This is a genomic window from Streptococcus ruminicola, from assembly GCF_011387195.1.
In the GTDB taxonomy this organism is placed as follows: domain Bacteria; phylum Bacillota; class Bacilli; order Lactobacillales; family Streptococcaceae; genus Streptococcus; species Streptococcus ruminicola.
Genome location: NZ_CP046919.1, coordinates 423,981 through 442,985, shown reverse-complemented (window position 1 = coordinate 442,985; position 19,005 = coordinate 423,981). Strand labels below are relative to the sequence as shown.

The 19,005-nt window shown below is 37.7% G+C and carries 18 protein-coding genes; 12 read left to right on the top strand and 6 right to left on the bottom strand.

Going from position 1 to position 19,005, the window contains the following annotated elements:
* Positions 1-94 precede the first annotated feature (94 nt).
* From GPZ88_RS02335 to GPZ88_RS02310, 6 genes are all read left to right on the top strand, one after another.
* Positions 95-1,426 carry a hemolysin family protein gene (locus tag GPZ88_RS02335; RefSeq protein ID WP_166043258.1) on the top strand — a complete coding sequence of 444 codons (1,332 nt, stop codon included), beginning with the start codon at positions 95-97 and terminating at the stop codon, positions 1,424-1,426.
* Between the two features lie 166 nt (positions 1,427-1,592).
* Entirely contained in the window at positions 1,593-2,381 is a 789-nt protein-coding gene (gene pflA, locus GPZ88_RS02330) for a pyruvate formate-lyase-activating protein (RefSeq protein ID WP_166043257.1), read from the top strand.
* A 60-nt stretch (positions 2,382-2,441) separates the two neighbouring features.
* Positions 2,442-3,083, top strand: coding sequence for a hypothetical protein (locus GPZ88_RS02325; RefSeq protein ID WP_039696406.1), 642 nt, complete (start codon positions 2,442-2,444; stop codon positions 3,081-3,083).
* A gap of 149 nt (positions 3,084-3,232) precedes the next feature.
* Positions 3,233-4,165, top strand: a complete 933-nt coding sequence (locus tag GPZ88_RS02320; protein ID WP_074560786.1) for a manganese-dependent inorganic pyrophosphatase — start codon at positions 3,233-3,235, stop codon at positions 4,163-4,165.
* Between the two features lie 91 nt (positions 4,166-4,256).
* The gene (locus tag GPZ88_RS02315; protein WP_039696408.1) at positions 4,257-5,435 is read left to right on the top strand and encodes a DUF6287 domain-containing protein; all 1,179 of its coding nucleotides are present in this window, start codon (positions 4,257-4,259) and stop codon (positions 5,433-5,435) included.
* Between the two features lie 27 nt (positions 5,436-5,462).
* Positions 5,463-6,416, top strand: a complete 954-nt coding sequence (locus GPZ88_RS02310; RefSeq protein ID WP_039696409.1) for a DUF6287 domain-containing protein — start codon at positions 5,463-5,465, stop codon at positions 6,414-6,416.
* Positions 6,417-6,452: 36 nt separating this feature from the next.
* On the opposite strand, the gene yaaA is transcribed toward GPZ88_RS02310, so the two are convergent.
* Positions 6,453-7,184 (bottom strand): peroxide stress protein YaaA, encoded by a 732-nt coding sequence (gene yaaA, locus GPZ88_RS02305; protein WP_166043255.1) that lies wholly within the window; start codon positions 7,182-7,184, stop codon positions 6,453-6,455.
* Positions 7,185-7,292: 108 nt separating this feature from the next.
* Here yaaA and GPZ88_RS02300 point away from each other — a divergent pair, with 108 nt between their 5' ends.
* Both GPZ88_RS02300 and GPZ88_RS02295 read left to right on the top strand, forming a co-directional pair.
* Positions 7,293-7,817, top strand: coding sequence for a YiiX/YebB-like N1pC/P60 family cysteine hydrolase (locus GPZ88_RS02300; RefSeq protein ID WP_039696411.1), 525 nt, complete (start codon positions 7,293-7,295; stop codon positions 7,815-7,817).
* A complete protein-coding gene (locus GPZ88_RS02295) occupies positions 7,801-8,454 on the top strand; it encodes a DUF1803 domain-containing protein (RefSeq protein ID WP_039696412.1) in 654 nt (217 codons plus the stop codon). The genes GPZ88_RS02300 and GPZ88_RS02295 overlap by 17 nt, the downstream gene beginning before the upstream one ends.
* A 30-nt stretch (positions 8,455-8,484) precedes the next feature.
* Here GPZ88_RS02295 and GPZ88_RS02290 read toward each other — a convergent pair whose 3' ends face one another.
* The 5 genes from GPZ88_RS02290 to GPZ88_RS02270 form a co-directional block, all read right to left on the bottom strand.
* On the bottom strand, positions 8,485-9,489 hold the full coding sequence (locus GPZ88_RS02290) for a FecCD family ABC transporter permease (RefSeq protein WP_166043253.1): 1,005 nt from the start codon (positions 9,487-9,489) through the stop codon (positions 8,485-8,487).
* The gene (locus GPZ88_RS02285; protein ID WP_166043252.1) at positions 9,486-10,508 is read right to left on the bottom strand and encodes a FecCD family ABC transporter permease; all 1,023 of its coding nucleotides are present in this window, start codon (positions 10,506-10,508) and stop codon (positions 9,486-9,488) included. Before GPZ88_RS02285 ends, GPZ88_RS02290 begins: the two co-directional genes overlap by 4 nt.
* Positions 10,509-10,543: 35 nt before the next feature.
* On the bottom strand, positions 10,544-11,476 hold the full coding sequence (locus GPZ88_RS02280) for an ABC transporter substrate-binding protein (RefSeq protein ID WP_039696415.1): 933 nt from the start codon (positions 11,474-11,476) through the stop codon (positions 10,544-10,546).
* Between the two features lie 19 nt (positions 11,477-11,495).
* Complete coding sequence (locus tag GPZ88_RS02275; RefSeq protein ID WP_039696416.1) at positions 11,496-12,278, bottom strand: ABC transporter ATP-binding protein; 783 nt, start codon at positions 12,276-12,278, stop codon at positions 11,496-11,498.
* A gap of 166 nt (positions 12,279-12,444) precedes the next feature.
* On the bottom strand, positions 12,445-13,896 hold the full coding sequence (locus GPZ88_RS02270; RefSeq protein ID WP_074560778.1) for a UDP-N-acetylmuramoyl-L-alanyl-D-glutamate--L-lysine ligase: 1,452 nt from the start codon (positions 13,894-13,896) through the stop codon (positions 12,445-12,447).
* A 96-nt stretch (positions 13,897-13,992) separates the two neighbouring features.
* Between GPZ88_RS02270 and GPZ88_RS02265 the strand changes: the two genes are divergently transcribed.
* The 4 genes from GPZ88_RS02265 (at position 13,993) to upp (ending at position 18,983) form a co-directional block, all read left to right on the top strand.
* Positions 13,993-15,627: a putative polysaccharide biosynthesis protein gene (locus tag GPZ88_RS02265; RefSeq protein ID WP_166043251.1), complete on the top strand. Its 1,635-nt coding sequence runs from the start codon at positions 13,993-13,995 to the stop codon at positions 15,625-15,627.
* Between the two features lie 317 nt (positions 15,628-15,944).
* Complete coding sequence (locus tag GPZ88_RS02260) at positions 15,945-17,039, top strand: cystathionine gamma-synthase (protein WP_158914367.1); 1,095 nt, start codon at positions 15,945-15,947, stop codon at positions 17,037-17,039.
* Position 17,040: 1 nt separating this feature from the next.
* Positions 17,041-18,204, top strand: coding sequence for a MalY/PatB family protein (locus tag GPZ88_RS02255; RefSeq protein WP_166043249.1), 1,164 nt, complete (start codon positions 17,041-17,043; stop codon positions 18,202-18,204).
* Between the two features lie 149 nt (positions 18,205-18,353).
* Positions 18,354-18,983, top strand: a complete 630-nt coding sequence (gene upp / locus GPZ88_RS02250; RefSeq protein ID WP_166043247.1) for a uracil phosphoribosyltransferase — start codon at positions 18,354-18,356, stop codon at positions 18,981-18,983.
* Positions 18,984-19,005: the final 22 nt, after the last annotated feature.

Here is a 19,005-nt window from a genome sequence, read left to right as displayed (position 1 = left end):
TTAATTCGAAAATATGCTATAATGTAGTCACTGTATTAAGAATAGAATATAGGTGATTAAAACCTATTTGAGATAGAAGAGGAGTAAGATTTATATGGAAGACCCGAGTCAGAATTTAGTATTGCAATTTGTTTTATTGTTAATTTTGACCTTATTAAACGCCTTTTTCTCAGCTTCTGAGATGGCTTTAGTGTCTTTAAATCGTTCACGTGTTGAACAAAAAGCAGAAGAAGGAAATAAAAAATATATCCGTCTTTTGTCTGTCCTAGAAAAACCAAATAACTTTTTATCAACGATTCAAGTTGGGATTACTTTTATCGGACTTTTACAAGGGGCTAGTTTGTCAGCTTCACTAGGCAGTGTTATTGCTTCATGGTTTGGTAATTTTGCTTGGGCACAGACTGCGGGAAGCATCATTTCTCTTGTCTTTTTGACTTACATTTCGATTGTTCTTGGTGAGCTTTATCCAAAACGTATCGCGATGAACCTCAAAGAAAATCTTGCCGTCATTTCTGCTCCGATTATTATTTTTATTGGAAAAATTGTTAGTCCGTTTGTATGGTTGCTTTCAGCTTCAACGAACTTTTTATCACGTATTACGCCGATGACATTTGATGATGCTGATGAAAAAATGACACGTGATGAAATTGAATACATGCTGACAAATAGCGAAGAGACTTTGGATGCAGAGGAGATTGAAATGCTTCAAGGTGTCTTCTCACTTGATGAATTGATGGCGCGTGAAGTCATGGTACCACGTACAGATGCTTTCATGATTGACATCAATGATGACACGCAAGAAAACATTCAAGAAATTCTGAAAAGACACTTTTCACGTATTCCCGTCTATGATGACGATAAGGATAAGATTATTGGTGTCCTTCACACTAAACGTTTGTTAGCTGCTGGTTTCAGCGAAGGTTTTGATAATATTGTTTTGCGTAAAATCTTGCAAGAACCTTTGTTTGTTCCTGAAACGATTTTTGTTGATGATTTGTTGCGTCAATTGCGAAACACTCAAAATCAAATGGCAATCTTACTTGATGAATATGGTGGTGTTGCAGGAATTGTAACCCTTGAAGATTTGCTTGAAGAAATTGTCGGTGAAATTGATGACGAAACCGATAAAGCAGAACAATGTGTTCGTGAAATTGGTGAAGATACTTATATTGTCCTTGGTACAATGACCTTGAATGATTTCAATGATTACTTTGACCTTGATTTAGATAGTGATGATGTCGATACTATTGCTGGATTCTATTTGACAGGAGTTGGTAACATTCCAAGTCAGGATAGTCGTGAAAGCTTTGAAATTGATTCAAAAGAAAAACACCTTGTTTTAACAAATGATAAAGTAAAAGATGGTCGTGTGACGAAATTGAAAGTTGTCATTTCTGATATAGAACAGACCCCTGAGGAAGACTGAGCTTTTAGCTTAGTCTTTTTTCAATAGATTGATGTGATGGCTTAACGCCTTGATTGACTAAAAAACTGATATATAAGAGCTGTTTTACTGGCTTTTTTATCACCATCTTTTCTCTGGAAAATGGTATAATGAAAATTAGAAAAACGGTTACAAAGGATGTTAGAAAATGACTGAAATAGATTACGGAAAAGTGAGAGGAATGATTCATTCAACAGAAAGTTTTGGTTCTGTGGATGGTCCTGGTGTTCGCTTTGTCATTTTTATGCAAGGCTGCAAGATGCGTTGCCAATATTGTCACAATCCAGATACTTGGGCATTAGAGACAAATAATTCTCGTGAACGCACTGTTGATGATGTTTTAGCAGAAGCTTTGCGTTATCGACATTTCTGGGGTGAAAATGGTGGGATTACCGTTTCAGGTGGTGAAGCCATGTTGCAAATTGAGTTTGTAACAGCCCTTTTTACCAAGGCTAAAGAATTAGGAATTCATTGCACGCTTGATACGTGTGGTTTTACGTTCCGAGATACGCCTGAATATCACGAAATTGTGGATAAGTTACTAGCTGTGACGGATTTAGTTCTTTTAGATTTAAAAGAAATCAATCCTAAACAACACATTGTTGTAACACGTCAACCCAATACTAATATTCTAGCTTTTGCTCGTTATTTGTCTGATAAGGGTGTTCCAGTCTGGATTCGTCATGTCTTGGTTCCAGGATTGACCGATTTTGATGAAGACTTAATTGAGCTAGGGAAATTTGTTGAAACGTTAAAAAACGTGGATAAATTTGAAATTTTGCCTTATCATACCTTGGGTGAATTCAAGTGGCGTGAATTGGGAATTCCTTATACCCTTGAAGGGGTTAAACCACCGACTAGAGAACGTGTCCAAAATGCTAAAAAGCTTATGCATACAGAGTCTTACACAGACTACATGAAACGCATTCATCACTAGACAGGTTGACTATTGACATTGAGATGAATCTTTGATAAGCTCTATCACAAGGTGGACACTATGAACAGTTACAAAGTTTTAAAATTTGACGATCACTTCGTTTATTTGACGCAAGATGGCAAGATTAAAAAATTAGCGCGTGACTTATTTGATTTTGATATCGCACTAGGGGATAGAGTTGATTATATCCAAGATGGTGATATTGTCTTAGTGATGCCGAGCCAAGGAGAAATGGACATAAGCAGTGATAAATCTGTTAAGTCTGGGCTTTTACAAGGCATTCTTAATCTTTTCTTGGAAACTTTATCCATTCATAATAACGACTTAGGAAATCTAAAGAAGATTTTTTCACAACTTTTGGTCACACTTTTTATGGCATGGAGTTTGCTTGGTGTGGTTGTGATTGAATTATTACTTTTACTAGAATCTTTGATTTCCGTTATCTGGCGCTTACTAGTTAAAGGCATTAAGAATTTGCACATTGTGGATAATAGCCGAAAATATATGGCTTACCGCAAACGCCAAGAAGCTATTCGCAATCAAGAAAATCGTGAGGAAGAAGAACGTCTTTTACGTCTTGCTTTAGAACAGGAAAAGTTAGATAAAAAAGACCATATTTCTGAAAAAACATCAGAAACTTTTACGACAGATTCAGAAAAATCTCAGGAAGATTCTGTAAAAGAAACGAAAGAAATAGACTAAAAAAGAAAGCACTTTTATCATTAAGTACTAGAGCTTGTTGATAAAGGTGCTTTTTTGTTGGAATAATGGCTTAAAAGAGCCTGCTAGCTTTGCTATCTCCTTTAAATTTTGCTAAAATAAGAATAAATAATTATTATGAGGTAAAAAACATGTCTAAAATTTTAGTTTTTGGTCACCAAAATCCAGACTCTGATGCGCTTGGTTCATCAATCGCATACGCATACTTGAAACGTGAACTTGGTGTAGATGCTGAAGCTGTTGCTCTTGGAACTCCAAATGAAGAAACAACTTTTGCATTGAACTACTTTGGTGTAGAAGCACCACGCGTTGTTGAATCAGCAAAAGCTGAAGGTGCTGACCAAGTTATTTTGACAGACCACAACGAATTTCAACAATCAATCTCAGATATCCGCGATGTTGAAGTTGTTGAAGTAATTGACCACCACCGTGTCTCTAACTTTGAAACTGCTAACCCACTTTACATGCGTTTAGAACCAGTTGGTTCAGCTTCATCAATCGTTTACCGTCTCTACAAAGAAAACGGTGTTGCTATTCCTAAAGAAATGGCTGGTTTGCTTTTGTCTGGTTTGATTTCAGATACACTTCTTCTTAAATCACCAACAACTCACGCAACTGACCCAGCTGTTGCTGCTGACTTGGCAGAAATCGCAGGCGTTAACCTTGAAGAATACGGTTTGGCATTGCTTAAAGCTGGTACAAACTTGGCAACAAAATCTGCTGAAGAATTGATTGATATCGATGCAAAATCATTTGAACTTAACGGAAACCAAGTTCGTGTTGCACAAGTTAACACAGTTGACATCAACGAAGTTCTTGAACGTCAATCAGAAATCGAAGCTGCTATGACAGCTGCAATCTCTGCTAACGGTTACTCTGACTTTGTTCTTATGATTACAGATATCCTTAACTCAAACTCAGAAATTTTGGCACTTGGTGCTAATATGGATAAAGTTGAAGCTGCCTTCAACTTCAAACTTGAAAACAACCACGCATTCCTTGCTGGCGCTGTTTCACGTAAAAAACAAGTTGTCCCACAATTGACTGAAAGCTTCAACGCTTAATTAATGTCGATAATGATAACACAAAAGGCGATGCAAGTCGCCTTTTTGTATGCTTTGTATATTGAGGAGATAAAAAATTAAAGATATTAATATGAAAAAAGTCATCTTTTTATTTTGTTGCTTTATTTTAATTGGGTGTCATCAACAATCAAATGATAGTAAAGGAAAAACAAGCCATGGCACAAGAGAAGTTGTCGAGTCTAAGAATGTAACAAAAGAGAAAAAAGATTATTCTGATTGGTTTTTAGATTATCGTTATTATTATGTTGCATCAAATACTTCAACCTTGATGACATGTGGGATAAGCTTAAATAATGATGGTACTGCAACTTTATGTAGAGCTGGCGCAGAATTGATGGCATTCAATGCTGGGAACCCTTTAAAAGGACAGTATACAATTGAAGATTATGAGGATTCTAATACTGTACAAACTTATGTTACATCAGGGGATATGACTGTAAATGGAGAAGAACCTAGTCGAGTAGAACTTGTTCCAAGTGTTAAAATCACGATAGATATTCCTGAGCAAGAACTTCAACGTGTTAATGGCAACGTTAATTCTGTAAAAGATGAAACCAAGGTAGTGCTTTATGGTTATACTAATGATGATGGTAATAAAGTATTAACAACAGATGAAGAGGTAAAATCAGCATTACAAGTTTATTTTCATGCTAAACCTGAAAAAGCTAACTATGTTGTTAGTGTAGATGTATTGAACTTACGTTTAAAACCAAGCTTATCAGCTGATGTTGTTACTAAAAAACAAAAGGGTGATATTCTTCAAGTATTAGATTATGTTAGTGGAGAATCAGTTGATAATAACTCAACTTGGTGGGAAGTTAATATTGATGGTCAGAAATGTTATGCTTGGTCTGGTGCTCTAAAAACTCAATCAGCTTATAATGCTGAGCTAGAATCAGCCAATGATATTAATTTGGCAGAGATAAAGGATGAAAACTACGAATCACTTGCTGGAACATGGCGTAATGGAAAAGGTGATACTCTTGTTATTCGAGCTGATGGATCTGTTACTAGTACAGTAAGTGGGAACACAGGTGAAGAAAGCTTGCAAGGTGCTTTTAGATATGAAAATGATGGCATTCCTTATATAGGAATGGGGAATGGTTTCACTGGTGGTTTATTGGCGTTATTTAAAGTTGGGTTTGAAAACCCATCGGGAGATAAGTCTGATATTTCTAAACCCCGAATTGTACCAACACAGAATGGTGTTTATCATTTATCTAATGATTACTATTATTATCGTCAATGATGTCAGTAATATAGAAAGTAAATAAAAATGAAAAAGAGAATTTTATTAATTATTCTTGCTCTGCTAGTTTTAAGCGCATGTTCTCATAAGAATAAAAATCAGAAAGTACCAGGAAATTGGTACACTGGCTCATCTTCATCCACTTCGGCATCTGATAAAAAAGAAACTAGTGATAATAGTATTTATGATGTTGTGTTAGAAAAACTTAGAACTGATACAAGTGATACCCCAGCAACACATTATGCTTATTATGATATTGATGGAAATGGACAGGATGAACTATTTTCTGGACGGTATTGGGAGTCTACGGGAACAATTGAATTCGCCGCTCTTTATTATGATAATAACGGAGTAGCTGACTATTTGGCACAAAGTTATGTTGCATCAAGTGGTGGTTATCGAGAAGCTGCAAATATTTATACAGATGGAACGGTTATTACAGCTAAGTGGATGTCAACAGGAACTCAAATGGAAGACACTCAATATCAACTGAGAGCAGACAATAGCGGTGTTGATGTAATAAAAAATGCTAATGTACCTATTGGGAGAGATGTAGAGTTGTCGGATTACTTTGACATCAAGGGGAAAAAAGAGTTTGATTTTAGTATTTTGGATTGGCAGGAACTATCACCAAATAAAACTCAATCTTCGTATGATATTAATACCGAACAAATCCTTTATGGAAATTATGAATCAATTGCTGGGACATGGGTTAATGGTAGAGGACAGATTTTGAATATAAGTTCTGATGGTATGCTTGGTGATGATGCTAAGATATTTTCAGTGTCAAGAAATAATCAAGGACTAGTATTTTTAGCTGCGGGTTCTATAGATGGAACACCGGGAGGAATTGCTATTGGATTATTTCCGATTGGTGTAGAAAATCCATTAGGAGATTATTCAGACATTTCTAAACCAAGATTAGTAGCAGGTCAGCAATTTGTCGATTTTCCTGCAGAAGCATATTATTATAGAAAATAGCAAAACAAAAAGCAAACAAGTTCTCTTGTTTGCTTTTTATTCTTCCTCTCGGATAAAGGTGATGGTTTTGTCATCTGAATGGTCTTTGGCAAATGAGAAACCGTCGAAAGTTAAGTTTTTGATATCTTCGATGGTTTCAATTTGCTTTTCAGCCATGAGTGAAACCAAACGTCCTCTTCCTTTTTTAGAAATGGTTGAGTGGATTTTGAGTTTGCCAGATCGATTTTCCATAAAGATGACTTTTATCATGCGCTTACGAATGTTGGGTGAAAAGACCTGTTCGAATTCTGATGATAGAAGTGAGATGATAAGGTCATCATCTTGAACGTCTTTGTCATAATCTTCTCGCCAGAATTGTTTTAATGAGGTATTGTTGATTTTGAGATTGCCTTGAAAGTCAAGTCGGTGTGGTGCAATCAGCTCTGTCGGTTTGATTAGACCGTAAAAAGCTGTTGCAATGCGAAGGTGCTTATCGAGGTAGTTTTGTTCAGCTTGGCTGACTTGCTGACGGTTCATATAGCGATACATCAGCCCATCATATAAGAGCCAAGCAGGGTAGCTTTTTGCTTCTTTGTCTGATAAGCGGTGCCAGCGCAGCCACTCTTGGTCAGCCTTGACTGGATTGATTTTGTAAAAATTAGCCAAATCTTCTACAGAGTAATCTAGCATGATCTCAAGAATATATTTGCTTTTAGTTCCTAAGGCTTGGTTGGCAAAAGCATCTTGATTAGTATTTAATTCTTTAGCGTTAGGGATAAGTAATTTCATACTGGCATTATAGCACAGACTTAAAAATTTCTTTAAAGATAAGTCCTCATAAATGTCGTAGCAAATCTTCTTATAGCAGGACACTTTGTTTTTTGTTACAATTAACATATGAAACTACAAGACTTGCAAGCTGGTGACTTGCTTTTTATGCGCGATAATCAAGCCATGTCCCAGGCAATCCAGCAGGCGACAGGACAGTACAGCCATGTTGCGATTTATTTTAATCAAATGATTTATCACGCGACAAGAGATAAAGGTGTTGTCAGAGAAAATCTTAGAGAGTTTTTGCTTACACATGAACAGCTTGTTTCGGTTTATCGCTATCCCAAAATCAATCCAGACCAAGTTCTGGTGGCAGCCAAGGCTTTACTTGGAAAACCTTATAATGATAGTTTTTATCCAGATAATGGCACTTATTATTGTTCGCAATATATTGCAGAAATTCTGCCAATTTTTAAGACCGTTCCCATGCAATTTGGCGATGATCAGCACGTGATTTCAGACTTTTGGCAGACCTATTACGATAAATTGGGACTTGCTGTGCCTTTAAATCAAGCAGGAACCAATCCCAGCCAGCTATCGCAATCAGAGGATTTACAATATTTAGGAGAATTACATGATTATCATTTTTAATCCAGATAAATTAACACGACAAACTTTTTTTAAGGATTTAGTTAACTTTTTGTATCAGACAGATGATGTGACCTTGCGTCAAATCAAAGCTAAATTTCAAGAAGTGCCAAAAATTGATCGTTTGATTGAGGAATATGTCCAAGCAGGTTATATTATCCGTGATAACAAACGCTATACAATTGGTTTTGAATTGCTTAACTCTCTTGAAAATATCAGTTTAGATAGTCAGATTTTTGTGGATGATGAGAGCCAAATATATGCTGAGTTGAAGAAACTTTCTTTTGAAACACGTCTAGATAATGAGACGAATGATTTGGTTCTTGTTGAAAAAACAAGCATTGCTCGAGATGAATTGACGCTTTCTAACTACTTTTTCAAACTAGCTGAGAATTTGCCAATGTCTAAAGAACAAGAAGTTCTGTTTGATTTACTTGGAGATGTTAATCCGCAATACGCTTTGAAATACATGACTACTTTTCTATTGAAATTTGCAAGAAAAGACGAAGTCGCTCAAAAACGACCAGATATTTTTGTGGAAGCTTTGGAAAAATTGGATTACATTCGCAAAAATGACCAAGGCAAATACCAATTGAACATGACATTTGATAAAGAGACGTTGATTTTTACAAGTAAATAAAGCAAAAAAATCTGGGGAGTGCCCAGATTTTTATGTTGCTGTTTTTATCATGAGATAAAGAAAATAAGGGGCTCCAATCACTGAAATAATCAGTCCTGTTGGAATACCTGTCCCGACAAGCAGGCTTCGTCCGATGGTATCTGCAATCAGCATTAAAATCATACCAATCAGCATGCTAGCAGGTAGGACGATTCGGTGGTCATTTCCAAATAAGCGGCGCGTGATGTGACCAGAAAGTAAGCCGACAAAAGTAATGTTCCCCACCAGCACAACGCTAAATGCGGCTAAAGATGTTGAGAGCGTAAGAGTCCAAAGTCGTTCTTTTTTTAGGTCAAGACCGAGAGTGATGCTCGTTTCTTGGCTAAACATCATCATGTTTAGACGGTAGCTGCGCCATACAGTTATTCCCCAAATAATCCCTAGAAGAGGTGACATGATAGCCAGTAATTGCCAGTTTCCACCGCTTACTTTGCCACTTAACCATGAGACGACATAATCGGTTTTCCCGATATCAAGATTGGCAACAACAGACACCATAACACCTGAAAGCAAACTTGATATCCCTACACCTGAAATGATTAAGCGAGTTGGTTGAATTGGCTGATTTTTACGGTGAGAAACGGCGTAGACAATGCTGATTGTTAAGAAACCACCAAGCATGGCTAAGAAAGGCATGAGTGTTAGGTTAGTAAGATTTGTGATATCTAGCACGCCAACCATCATAGCAATGACTAAGCCAGCTCCCGCATTAATTCCCAAAATTCCAGAATCAGCCAGAGGATTTTTAGTTAGGGTTTGCAACAAGACTCCTGACATGGCAAGAGAAGCTCCACCAAGCATACAAGCTAAGATACGAGGAAGCCTGATTTTGAAAATAATCAAAGACATTGTAGTGTCAGCTTGCCCCAAAAAGACTTGAAGGACTTTAATAAAGGAGGTATTAGCGTAGCCAATGGATAAAGAAAGTAGGAAAATAACTAGCAAGCTAAGAAGAAGGAGAAGTAATTGGCTTGCTCGTTTTTGCTTAGACGTCATAGATTTTCCCCCTTTCTGACCAACCAAAGAAAGCAAGGAAGCCCAACAATGCTGATAATGGCGCTAAGAGGTGTTTCGGCTGGAGGATTGATGACTCGACTAAGCAAATCAACCCAAACCATGAAAGTCGCGCCAGCAAATGCCGTAAGTGGAAGAATAATACGATAATCTTTAGCGACAAAGAGTTTTATAAAATGAGGAATAATCAAACCAAGAAATGCAAGACTTCCCACCAAAGCAACAGCAGCTGCTGATAGAATAAGAATAATGCTGAGCAGACTAATGGTAGTAGCTAGCGTTTTTTGTCCTAAAGCTTTAGCGACGGTTTCATCAAGGCAGAGAATGGTCAATTGATGAGCCATTAGCTGCGCTAAGACCAGACCGACTAGGATAAAAGGAGCAATGATGGCAAGTATTTTCCAATTGGTCTGAGCGAGTCCACCAGCTTGCCAGCCAATCACAGCTTTTGACAAATCAAAATATAAGCTGAAAGCTTGACCTAAAGATGAAAAGAGAGTCGAAATCATAGCTCCCGCTAAAATAAGTCGGGTTTGCTGGTAGCCTTTTTGAGGATGGTAGCTAATCCCAAAAATCAAGCAAGCAGAAAGACTAGCACCAATCAGACAAAGCAAGAGCGTCATGCTGTAGTGCATGCTGCCAAAAATGGCATAACCAGCAATCAAGGCTAGCCCTGCTCCTGCATTAATTCCAAGAAGTCCAGGGTCAGCAATGGGATTTCTTGTCACCCCTTGGATGATGCTACCAGATTGAGCCATAGCCGCCCCAACTAAAATAGCAGCAAGGATTCTTGGCAACCGCAAATCAAAAATCACGTCTTGTAGGTTTGAATCAGTTAACGGTGCTCTTAAAACACTAAAGACTTGCTGATTAGTGTAAGCAACCGCCCCAAAACGCAGGCTTAAATAACAGCCCAGAATAAAAAGTATTGCAATGCTGAAAAAAACAAGCCAAGGTCGACTTGGCTTATTTTTCTGAATAAGAAAGTTAGTTTCTTTCATGAGATTTCCTTTTTCAGAGAAGGGAGTCATAATCATCAGCTGTTGGCTTTTTTAATGGCTGCTGTGAAAGTTTCTAATTGTTTATCAAGTGACATTGGGTCAGAGAAGTAGAAGAGATTTTCGTCAACTTCAAGTACTTTTTGATTTTTAACCGCTGGAATATTTTTCCAAATATCACTTTCTTTTAGAGAAGCAGCAGCGTCTTTGGTATCTTTGCTGACATTGAGCACAAGGTAGTCACCGACATAATCGGCAAGTACTTCTTGTGAAATGCCAAACCAACCAGCTGAGAAGACATCTTTTTTAACAGTTTCAGGAGCAGAAAAGCCAAGTGAATCGTAAATTAATTCACCTCCGCGCCCCCAGTTATTACCATAGAGGTAGATAGCTTTGTCATAAAAATCCATAACAGTGAAGCTTGTTGAGGCATCAAGGTATGGTGAAAGTTCTTCTTTAGCTTTAGCGGTTTTCGTTTTCCAACTATCAAGCCATTTCTGAGCTTTGTCTTCTTTGCCAAAGACTTTTCCAAGATTAGTCATCATTTCAAGATAATCGCTCTTACCATATTCAATAACTAAGACGGGAGCAATATCTTTTAACTCTTTGAGGTGTTCATCAGTTGAAAAAGCAATGATGAGGTCTGGCTCTTGCGCAGCGATTGCTTCGGTATCATCTGAGGTTAATTTCACCGCGTCAGCTAATTCATTTCCAAAAGCAGGACTATTTTTTTCTAAATCTAGTGAGTAACTAGACACATTAACGCCTAGTTCAAGAAGGTAGCCAGTGTAAGAGTAAGCAAAGTTAACGACTTTTTTAGGATTTTTAGGAATATCGCCTTGATAAGAAAATCCTGTGATTTTAGGCATGCTTGATAGTTCAGTACTATCTGAAGTTGATGAGTTATTTTGACAAGCAACCAGCATAAGCGTTGCTAGAAATGTTGTTAAAGCGACAAAAAACTTTTTCATGTCTAAGGTCTCCTGAAATTTATGTGAGCTGATAAGTCAGCAAAATAGGACAGTTATGAATCGGATCTCGAACGATCCGTGCCTCGATGCTAAAAATATTTCTTAAAATGTCAGTGGTCATTATTTCTTCAACCTGACCGTGATAGCAAATAGCACCGTTTTTCATGGCAATTAAGTTATCAGAAAAACGCGCTGATAAATTCAAATCGTGCAAAACCATGATGATGGTTTTATGGGCTTCTTGGTTAAGTTTTTTCAGCAATTCCAAAATTTCCAATTGATGATTCATATCTAGGTAAGTTGTCGGTTCATCAAGAAAAATCGTCTCAGTATCTTGAGCTAATGCCATGGCAATCCAGACACGTTGGCGTTGCCCACCTGATAAAGCATCGACTTTTTTATTAGCAAGGTCAGTGATTTTGGTCATTTCCATTGCCCACTTGATCTTAGCCTTGTCTTCATCGGTTAATTGCCCAAAATAACTTTGGTGAGGAAAACGTCCATAGGATACGAGTTCATAGACGCTAATGCCTTCAGTAGCTTCAAGCATTTGTGGGAGCAGGGCAATTTGCTTTGCAATTTCTTTGGTTGGCAAGTCAGCGATGGCTTTGCCGTCAATTAAGATTTGCCCAGTTTTTACCGCTTGAATCCGCGTCAAAGCCTTTAGTAAGGTTGATTTACCGCAGCCATTTGCCCCGATGATTGTAGTGATTTTCCCGTTAGCTATCTTGGTTGATAAATCCTGAATAATCGTTTTATCATCATAAGCAATAGTGATATGTTCAGCACGAATTTCTGACATGATGGCCTTCTTTCTCGAAAAAATGAATGTGGTTACAAGTCTCAAAAAAATCGAGAATTGTTTTTTCATTGTAACAAGAAAAAAGGCCTCTGAAAAGCCTTTTTTTAAAATATTTTTATAAAATTTTAATTAATTAGAATAATTCTAAATAGTAATTGTAATCGTTTTAGTTAAGGTATTTTTTGGCGATGTTCATATCACCAGCATAAGCTGTGCGTTCACCGTTAACGATTTGGTAAGCGTCAGCACCTTTACCAGCAATGATAACCGCATCATCAGCGGTTTGAGTGAGTGACATAGCTTTTGCGATAGCTTTTTCACGGTCGACTTCGATTTCAAGTGGTCGATTGACTTGGCTGGCAATCTCGTCTGCAATAGCTTTAGGGTCTTCGTAGTTAGGGTCATCAGCGGTTAGGATGACTTGAAGATTTGGGTGAGCGTTAATCACACGAGCAAAGTCAGCGCGGCGACTTTCACCTTTATTACCAGTCGCTCCTAGAATGAGGTGAAGATTTCCAGCTTGATGTTCTTCAACAACAGATAATAATTTTTCAAGGCTATCACCGTTGTGAGCGTAGTCAACGAAAACTTTGGCACCATTTGCCTGAGTAATAACTTCCATACGACCTGGCACGCTTGTTTCAGCGATTCCTTTTTTGATGTCTTCAGGGCTTGTCCCTAAACGAAGACAAGCGAGACCTGCAGCTAGTGCATTTTCTTGGTTAAAGGAACCAATGAGTTGAATGTCGTAATGTCCAGCTAGTTTTCCTGTCACGTCAAAGTCAAAAGCTCTGCCATTTTCAATAGTATTATCAGAATCCTTACCGTAAAAATCATGCGGAAGGTCAGCCACTTGCTCAGCAACAACTTTAAAATGATCCATACCAGCATTGACAACAACAGCCTTGCTATTTGCCATCAACAGACGCTTGTGGTAGAAGTAATCTTCAAATGTTGGGTGTTCAATCGGTCCAATGTGGTCTGGACTGATATTAAGAAATGCTCCGACATCAAAAGTTAAGCCGTAAACACGATCAACAAGATAAGCTTGGCTAGATACTTCCATGATGAGGTGTGTCATGCCATTATCAACAGCAGTTGCCATCATTTTGAAGAGGTCAAGACTTTCAGGTGTGGTTAATTTTGATTTGAAGAATGTCTTACCATCAAGCGTTGTGTTCATTGTTGAAAACATGGCAGGTTTATGGCTTTGTTTTAAAATGTTGTAAGTAAAGTAAGCCGCTGTTGTTTTCCCTTTAGTTCCAGTAAAGGCAATGATTTTTAATTTTTCTTCGGGGTGACCGTAGAATTCCATAGCAATCAAGCTCATGGCTTTTTTGATATCTGTTACGATAATCGCAGGAATATCAAGTTCGTAATCAACTTGGCTGACATAAAAAGGTAAGCCTTTTTGGATAGCTTGTTCAAGGTATTCTTTTTTAAAAGTTGCCCCTTTAGCAAAGAAAAGTGTTGAACTGTCGACATCACGACTGTCAAAACTGATTTTTGAAAAGCTAGGATTTTCCTTCCAAGTTAGACTGTAATGATTGTGGAAGATGATTTCGCGGAAATTATGGTCTTTTTTCAGAATTTCGAGGGTTTTTTCAAGTGTAATCATACACTCTATTTTAGACTTAATGTCTATGTTTTACAAGTCACAAGCAAAAGTTTATAATAAAATGTAACGCTTATTTTTAAAATTAGGAAGAATACTATGTCTGAAAACAAAACAAACGTGACACAGCAACAGCAGATGGTGCGTGGAGCTGCTTGGTTAACAGCTTCAAACTTCATCAGTCGTCTCTTGGGTGCCTTCTACATTATTCCTTGGTACGCTTGGATGGGAACGCATGCCGAGCAAGCCAATGCTCTTTTTGGAATGGGCTACAATATCTACGCTGTTTTTCTACTGATTTCAACAGCAGGGATTCCAGTTGCTATTGCAAAGCAAGTTTCCAAATATAACACGCTTGGGCAAGAAGAGACTAGTTACTATCTCTTACGAAAAATTTTAAAATTAACCTTGGTGCTTGGTTTTATTTTTGCAGCGATTATGTACGTCGGTGCACCAATTCAAGCCGCATGGAGTGGCGGTGGAGAAGATTTGATTCGTGTCATGCAGAGCCTAGCATGGGCGGTTCTCCTTTTCCCATCTATGAGTGTTCTTCGTGGCTTTTTCCAAGGATTTAATAATCTAAAACCTTACGCCATGAGCCAAATTGCTGAGCAAGTTATCCGTGTGATTTGGATGTTATTGACAGCCTTCATGATTATGAAAATTGGTTCTGGAGATTACGTTTCAGCGGTTGTTCAATCAACATTTGCAGCTTTCATTGGAATGATTGCCAGCGTCATGGTTTTGATTTTCTTCCTTTGGAAGGAAGGAAAACTTCAAGCTATTTTAGCGAAGGAAACTGAGGAAATTGACATTGATGCTAATGCCATTATCATTGAAACCGTAAAAGAAGCTATCCCATTTATCATTACGGGTGCAGCCATCCAATTATTCCAATTGGTTGACCAATGGTCTTTCATTAACTCAATGAAACTTTTCACTTCACATAGTTTGAAAGAATTGCAAATCTTGTATGCTTACTTATCAAGTAACCCAAACAAGGTAACAATGATTTTAATCTCGCTTGCGACTGCGATTGGTGGTGCAGGGATTCCGCTTTTGACAGAGAATTTTGTTAATAAAGATAAAAAAGCTGCTGCTCATTTGGTGATTAATAGTTTGCAGATGTTGTGCATGGTGCTTTTGCCGGCAATGATGGGAGCTATTATTTTGGCACAGCCACTTTACACTCTTTTCTATGGTGCACCAAATAATGATGCCCTATGGCTATTTGTTGTAGCTTTGGTTCAAGTTATTTTCTTAGCTCTTTATAGTTTGCTTGCACCAATGCTACAAGCTCTTTTTGAAAATCGCAAAGCCATCAATTATTTTGCTTATGGTTTGGTAGTTAAGATTGTTTTACAAGTGCCATTTATCTTTTTATTCAAAGCATATGGACCACTTATATCAACAGCAATTGGATTGATGATTCCAATTATTTTGATGTTCAATCAAATTCATGCCGTAACACAGTTTAATCGTAAAGCCTTGTGGCGTGGCATTCTATTGGTTTGCATTTTGACGGCTATCATGGGAATTGTTGTTGCACTAGGAACATTTGGACTTCACTTTATCATCAGTCCAACCACTCGTCTTGGTAGTGTGATTTACCTTGTTCTTATGGGAGCACTTGGAGTTGCTGTCTATGGATTCCTAGCCTTAGCAACACACCTTCTTGATAAATTAATTGGCAGTAAAGCAAAAACACTACGTAAAAAATTCCATTTAGAATAAAAAAACAGCCCACTGGGCTGTTTTTTCATGAGCCCGAAAATAGAAGAGCGAATTAAGCCCACTGGGCTGTTTTTTCATGAGCCTGAAAATAGGGAAGCGATTAAGGTCCACTGGGCTGTTTTTTCATGAACCAGAAAATAGAAAAGCGAATCAAGTCCATTGGGCTGTTTTTAATTTAATAAGATATAGTTTTTTCTTATAGCTAACTATCAGTAATTAGAATAGCAAAAGCACACTAATTTTTGAGAATAAATGTTAGAATATAGTTTATAAATTTTGAATGAACGTTATGTTTTGAGATGAGAAGGGGGACTATTATGACAAGTGACTGTCGATTGGCTACGATTTTAGCCCATGCTGGTATTAAGTCGGATGAAGCAACAGGAGCTCTTGCAGCACCGATTCATTTTTCAACAACCTATCAGCATCCAGAGTTTGGAAAATCAACGGGCTTTGATTACACGAGAACTAAAAATCCGACACGCGCAACCCTTGAAAAGACCCTTGCAGCAATTGAAAAAGCTGATTATGCCTTAGCGACTTCATCAGGCATGAGTGCTATTGTTTTAGCGCTTGAAATTTTTCCTGTTGGAGCAAAGGTGGTTGCTGCGCGTGATTTGTATGGCGGTTCCTTTCGTTGGTTTAATGACAAAGAAAAAGAAGGACGCTTTGTTTTTACTTATGCCAACACACAAGAGAAGCTTCTAGCTGCAATTACTGAAGAGACTGACATTGTCTACCTTGAAACACCAACTAATCCCTTGATGATTGAATTTGATATCGCTAAGGTTGCTGAAGTTGCTCATGCAAATGGTGCTAAGTTAGTGGTAGATAACACCTTTTATAGTCCGATTTACCAAAATCCAATTGAGCTTGGTGCGGATATCGTGGTGCATTCTGCGACAAAATATTTAGCAGGGCATAACGACGTATTGGCTGGTGTGGTGATTACCAGTGACCAAGTCATTTATGATAAGCTCTTTTATAACCTTAATACGACAGGACCAACCCTATCTCCTTTTGACTCTTACATGCTGATGCGAGGACTTAAGACGCTCAAACTTCGCATGGAAAAAGCTACTGAGAATGCTCATGCTATTGTGAAGTATTTGAAAAACTCACCAGCTGTTAAAGAGGTGCTTTATACTGGAAAAGGTGGTATGATTTCTTTTAAAGTAGTTGATGAAGAAAAAATTCCTTATATCATTAATAGCCTTCAAATCATCACTTTTGCAGAAAGTCTTGGTGGTGTGGAAAGTTTGATTACCTACCCAAGAACACAAACCCATGCTGATATTCCAGAAGATGTTCGCTTATCTTATGGCTTGACGAATGATTTGCTGCGCTTGTCAATCGGTATCGAAGATGTTGAGGATTTGATTGACGACTTAAAAAATGCCTTGGAGGGATAGTATGGGAAAATATGATTTTACAACTAGACCAAATCGTTTGAAACAATTTACTTACAAATGGCAGAGCTCAGAAAACAATCTCGATTTGCTTCAATTATGGGTGGCAGATATGGATTTTTTGCCAGTTCCAGAAATCAAACAAGCTATTATCGATTACGGTCAAGAACACATTTTTGGCTATAATTATTTTAAAGATTCTCTTTACCAAGCTGTCATTGATTGGGAAAAAGAAGAGCACGGCTATGGGATTAAAAAGGAAGAGATTTCTTTTATTGATGGTGTAGTACCTGCCATTTCGGTAGCCATTCAGGCATTTACTGAAAAAGGTGATGCAGTATTGATTAACTCACCTGTCTATTATCCTTTTGCTAGAACTATCCGTCTTAATGACCGTAAGTTGGTTGAAAATTCTTTGCAGATTAAAAATGGGCATTTTGAGATTGATTTTGATCAACTGGAAAAAGACATCGTAGACAATCAAGTTAAACTTTATGTTTTTTGTAGTCCACATAATCCTGGTGGACGAGTCTGGTCAAGTGATGAATTGCAAAAGATTGGTGAGATTTGTCGTAAGCATGGTGTGATTTTAATTTCTGATGAGATTCATCAAGATTTGGCACTGTTTGGCCACAAGCATCATTCCTTCAATACTGTTGATGACGCCTTTAAAGATTTTGCGATTATTTTGGCCTCAGCTACAAAAACTTTTAATATTGCTGGTACCAAAAACAGCTTTGCCATTATCCAAAATCCAGACCTTCGTCGAAAATTTCAACGTGTGCAGTTGGCTAATAACCAACATGAAGTTCCAACCATTGGTATGATTACCACAGAAACTGCTTTTAGCTATGGCAAACCTTGGTTAGAAGAACTGAAAAAAGTGATTGAAAAAAATGTGGACTATCTGACAGATTACCTAGAAGAACACACTAAAATCAAGGTTATGAAGCCAGAAGGAACATACCTGGTCTGGTTAGATTTCTCCGCTTATGATATTGAGCAACCTGAACTTGGGGAAAAATTGCAAAAAGAAGCCAAAGTGGTCTTAAATGATGGGGCGCATTTTGGTAAAGAAGGCAAGACTTTTGCACGCTTAAATGTAGCAACGCCTTTTGAAACCATTAAGGAAGCTAGCGAGCGCATTGCTAAGGCCTTTGGAAAATAAGAAAAAGCAGGCTGACGCCTGCTTTTTTGTGATGCTTTTGGCGATTTTTGCTAAAAAATGTGACATTCGTCATAAAATTTTAGCAAATTTCCTTATTTTCTGCTATAATTGGTAAGGTTAAACTAAATTCAGTATAAAGGAGTACAATCATGGGAAAATTCCAAGTTATCTCACATCCGCTAATCCAACACAAATTGTCAATTTTACGTCGTACAACAACTTCAACTAAAGATTTCCGCGAATTGGTTAACGAAATCGCGATGCTTATGGGTTATGAAGTTTCTCGCGACCTTCCTTTGGAAGATGTTGAAATTGAAACACCTATCACAAAAACAACTCAAAAACAATTGACTGGTAAAAAATTAGCAATTGTTCCTATCCTACGTGCTGGTATCGGTATGGTTGATGGTTTCTTGAGCCTTATTCCAGCGGCTAAAGTTGGTCACATTGGTATGTACCGTGACGAAGAAACTTTGCAACCAGTTGAGTATCTTGTGAAATTACCAGAAGATATCGATCAACGTCAAATCTTTGTTGTAGACCCAATGCTTGCAACTGGTGGTTCTGCAATTTTGGCTGTTGACTCACTTAAAAAACGTGGTGCTGCAAACATCAAATTTATCTGTCTAGTAGCTGCTCCAGAAGGTGTTAAAGCTCTTCAAGAAGCTCACCCAGATATCGATATCTACACAGCTGCTCTTGATGAAAATCTTAACGAAAATGGTTACATCGTACCAGGTCTTGGTGACGCTGGTGACCGTTTGTTTGGTACAAAATAATAAGTTGAAGGCTTAATAAAAA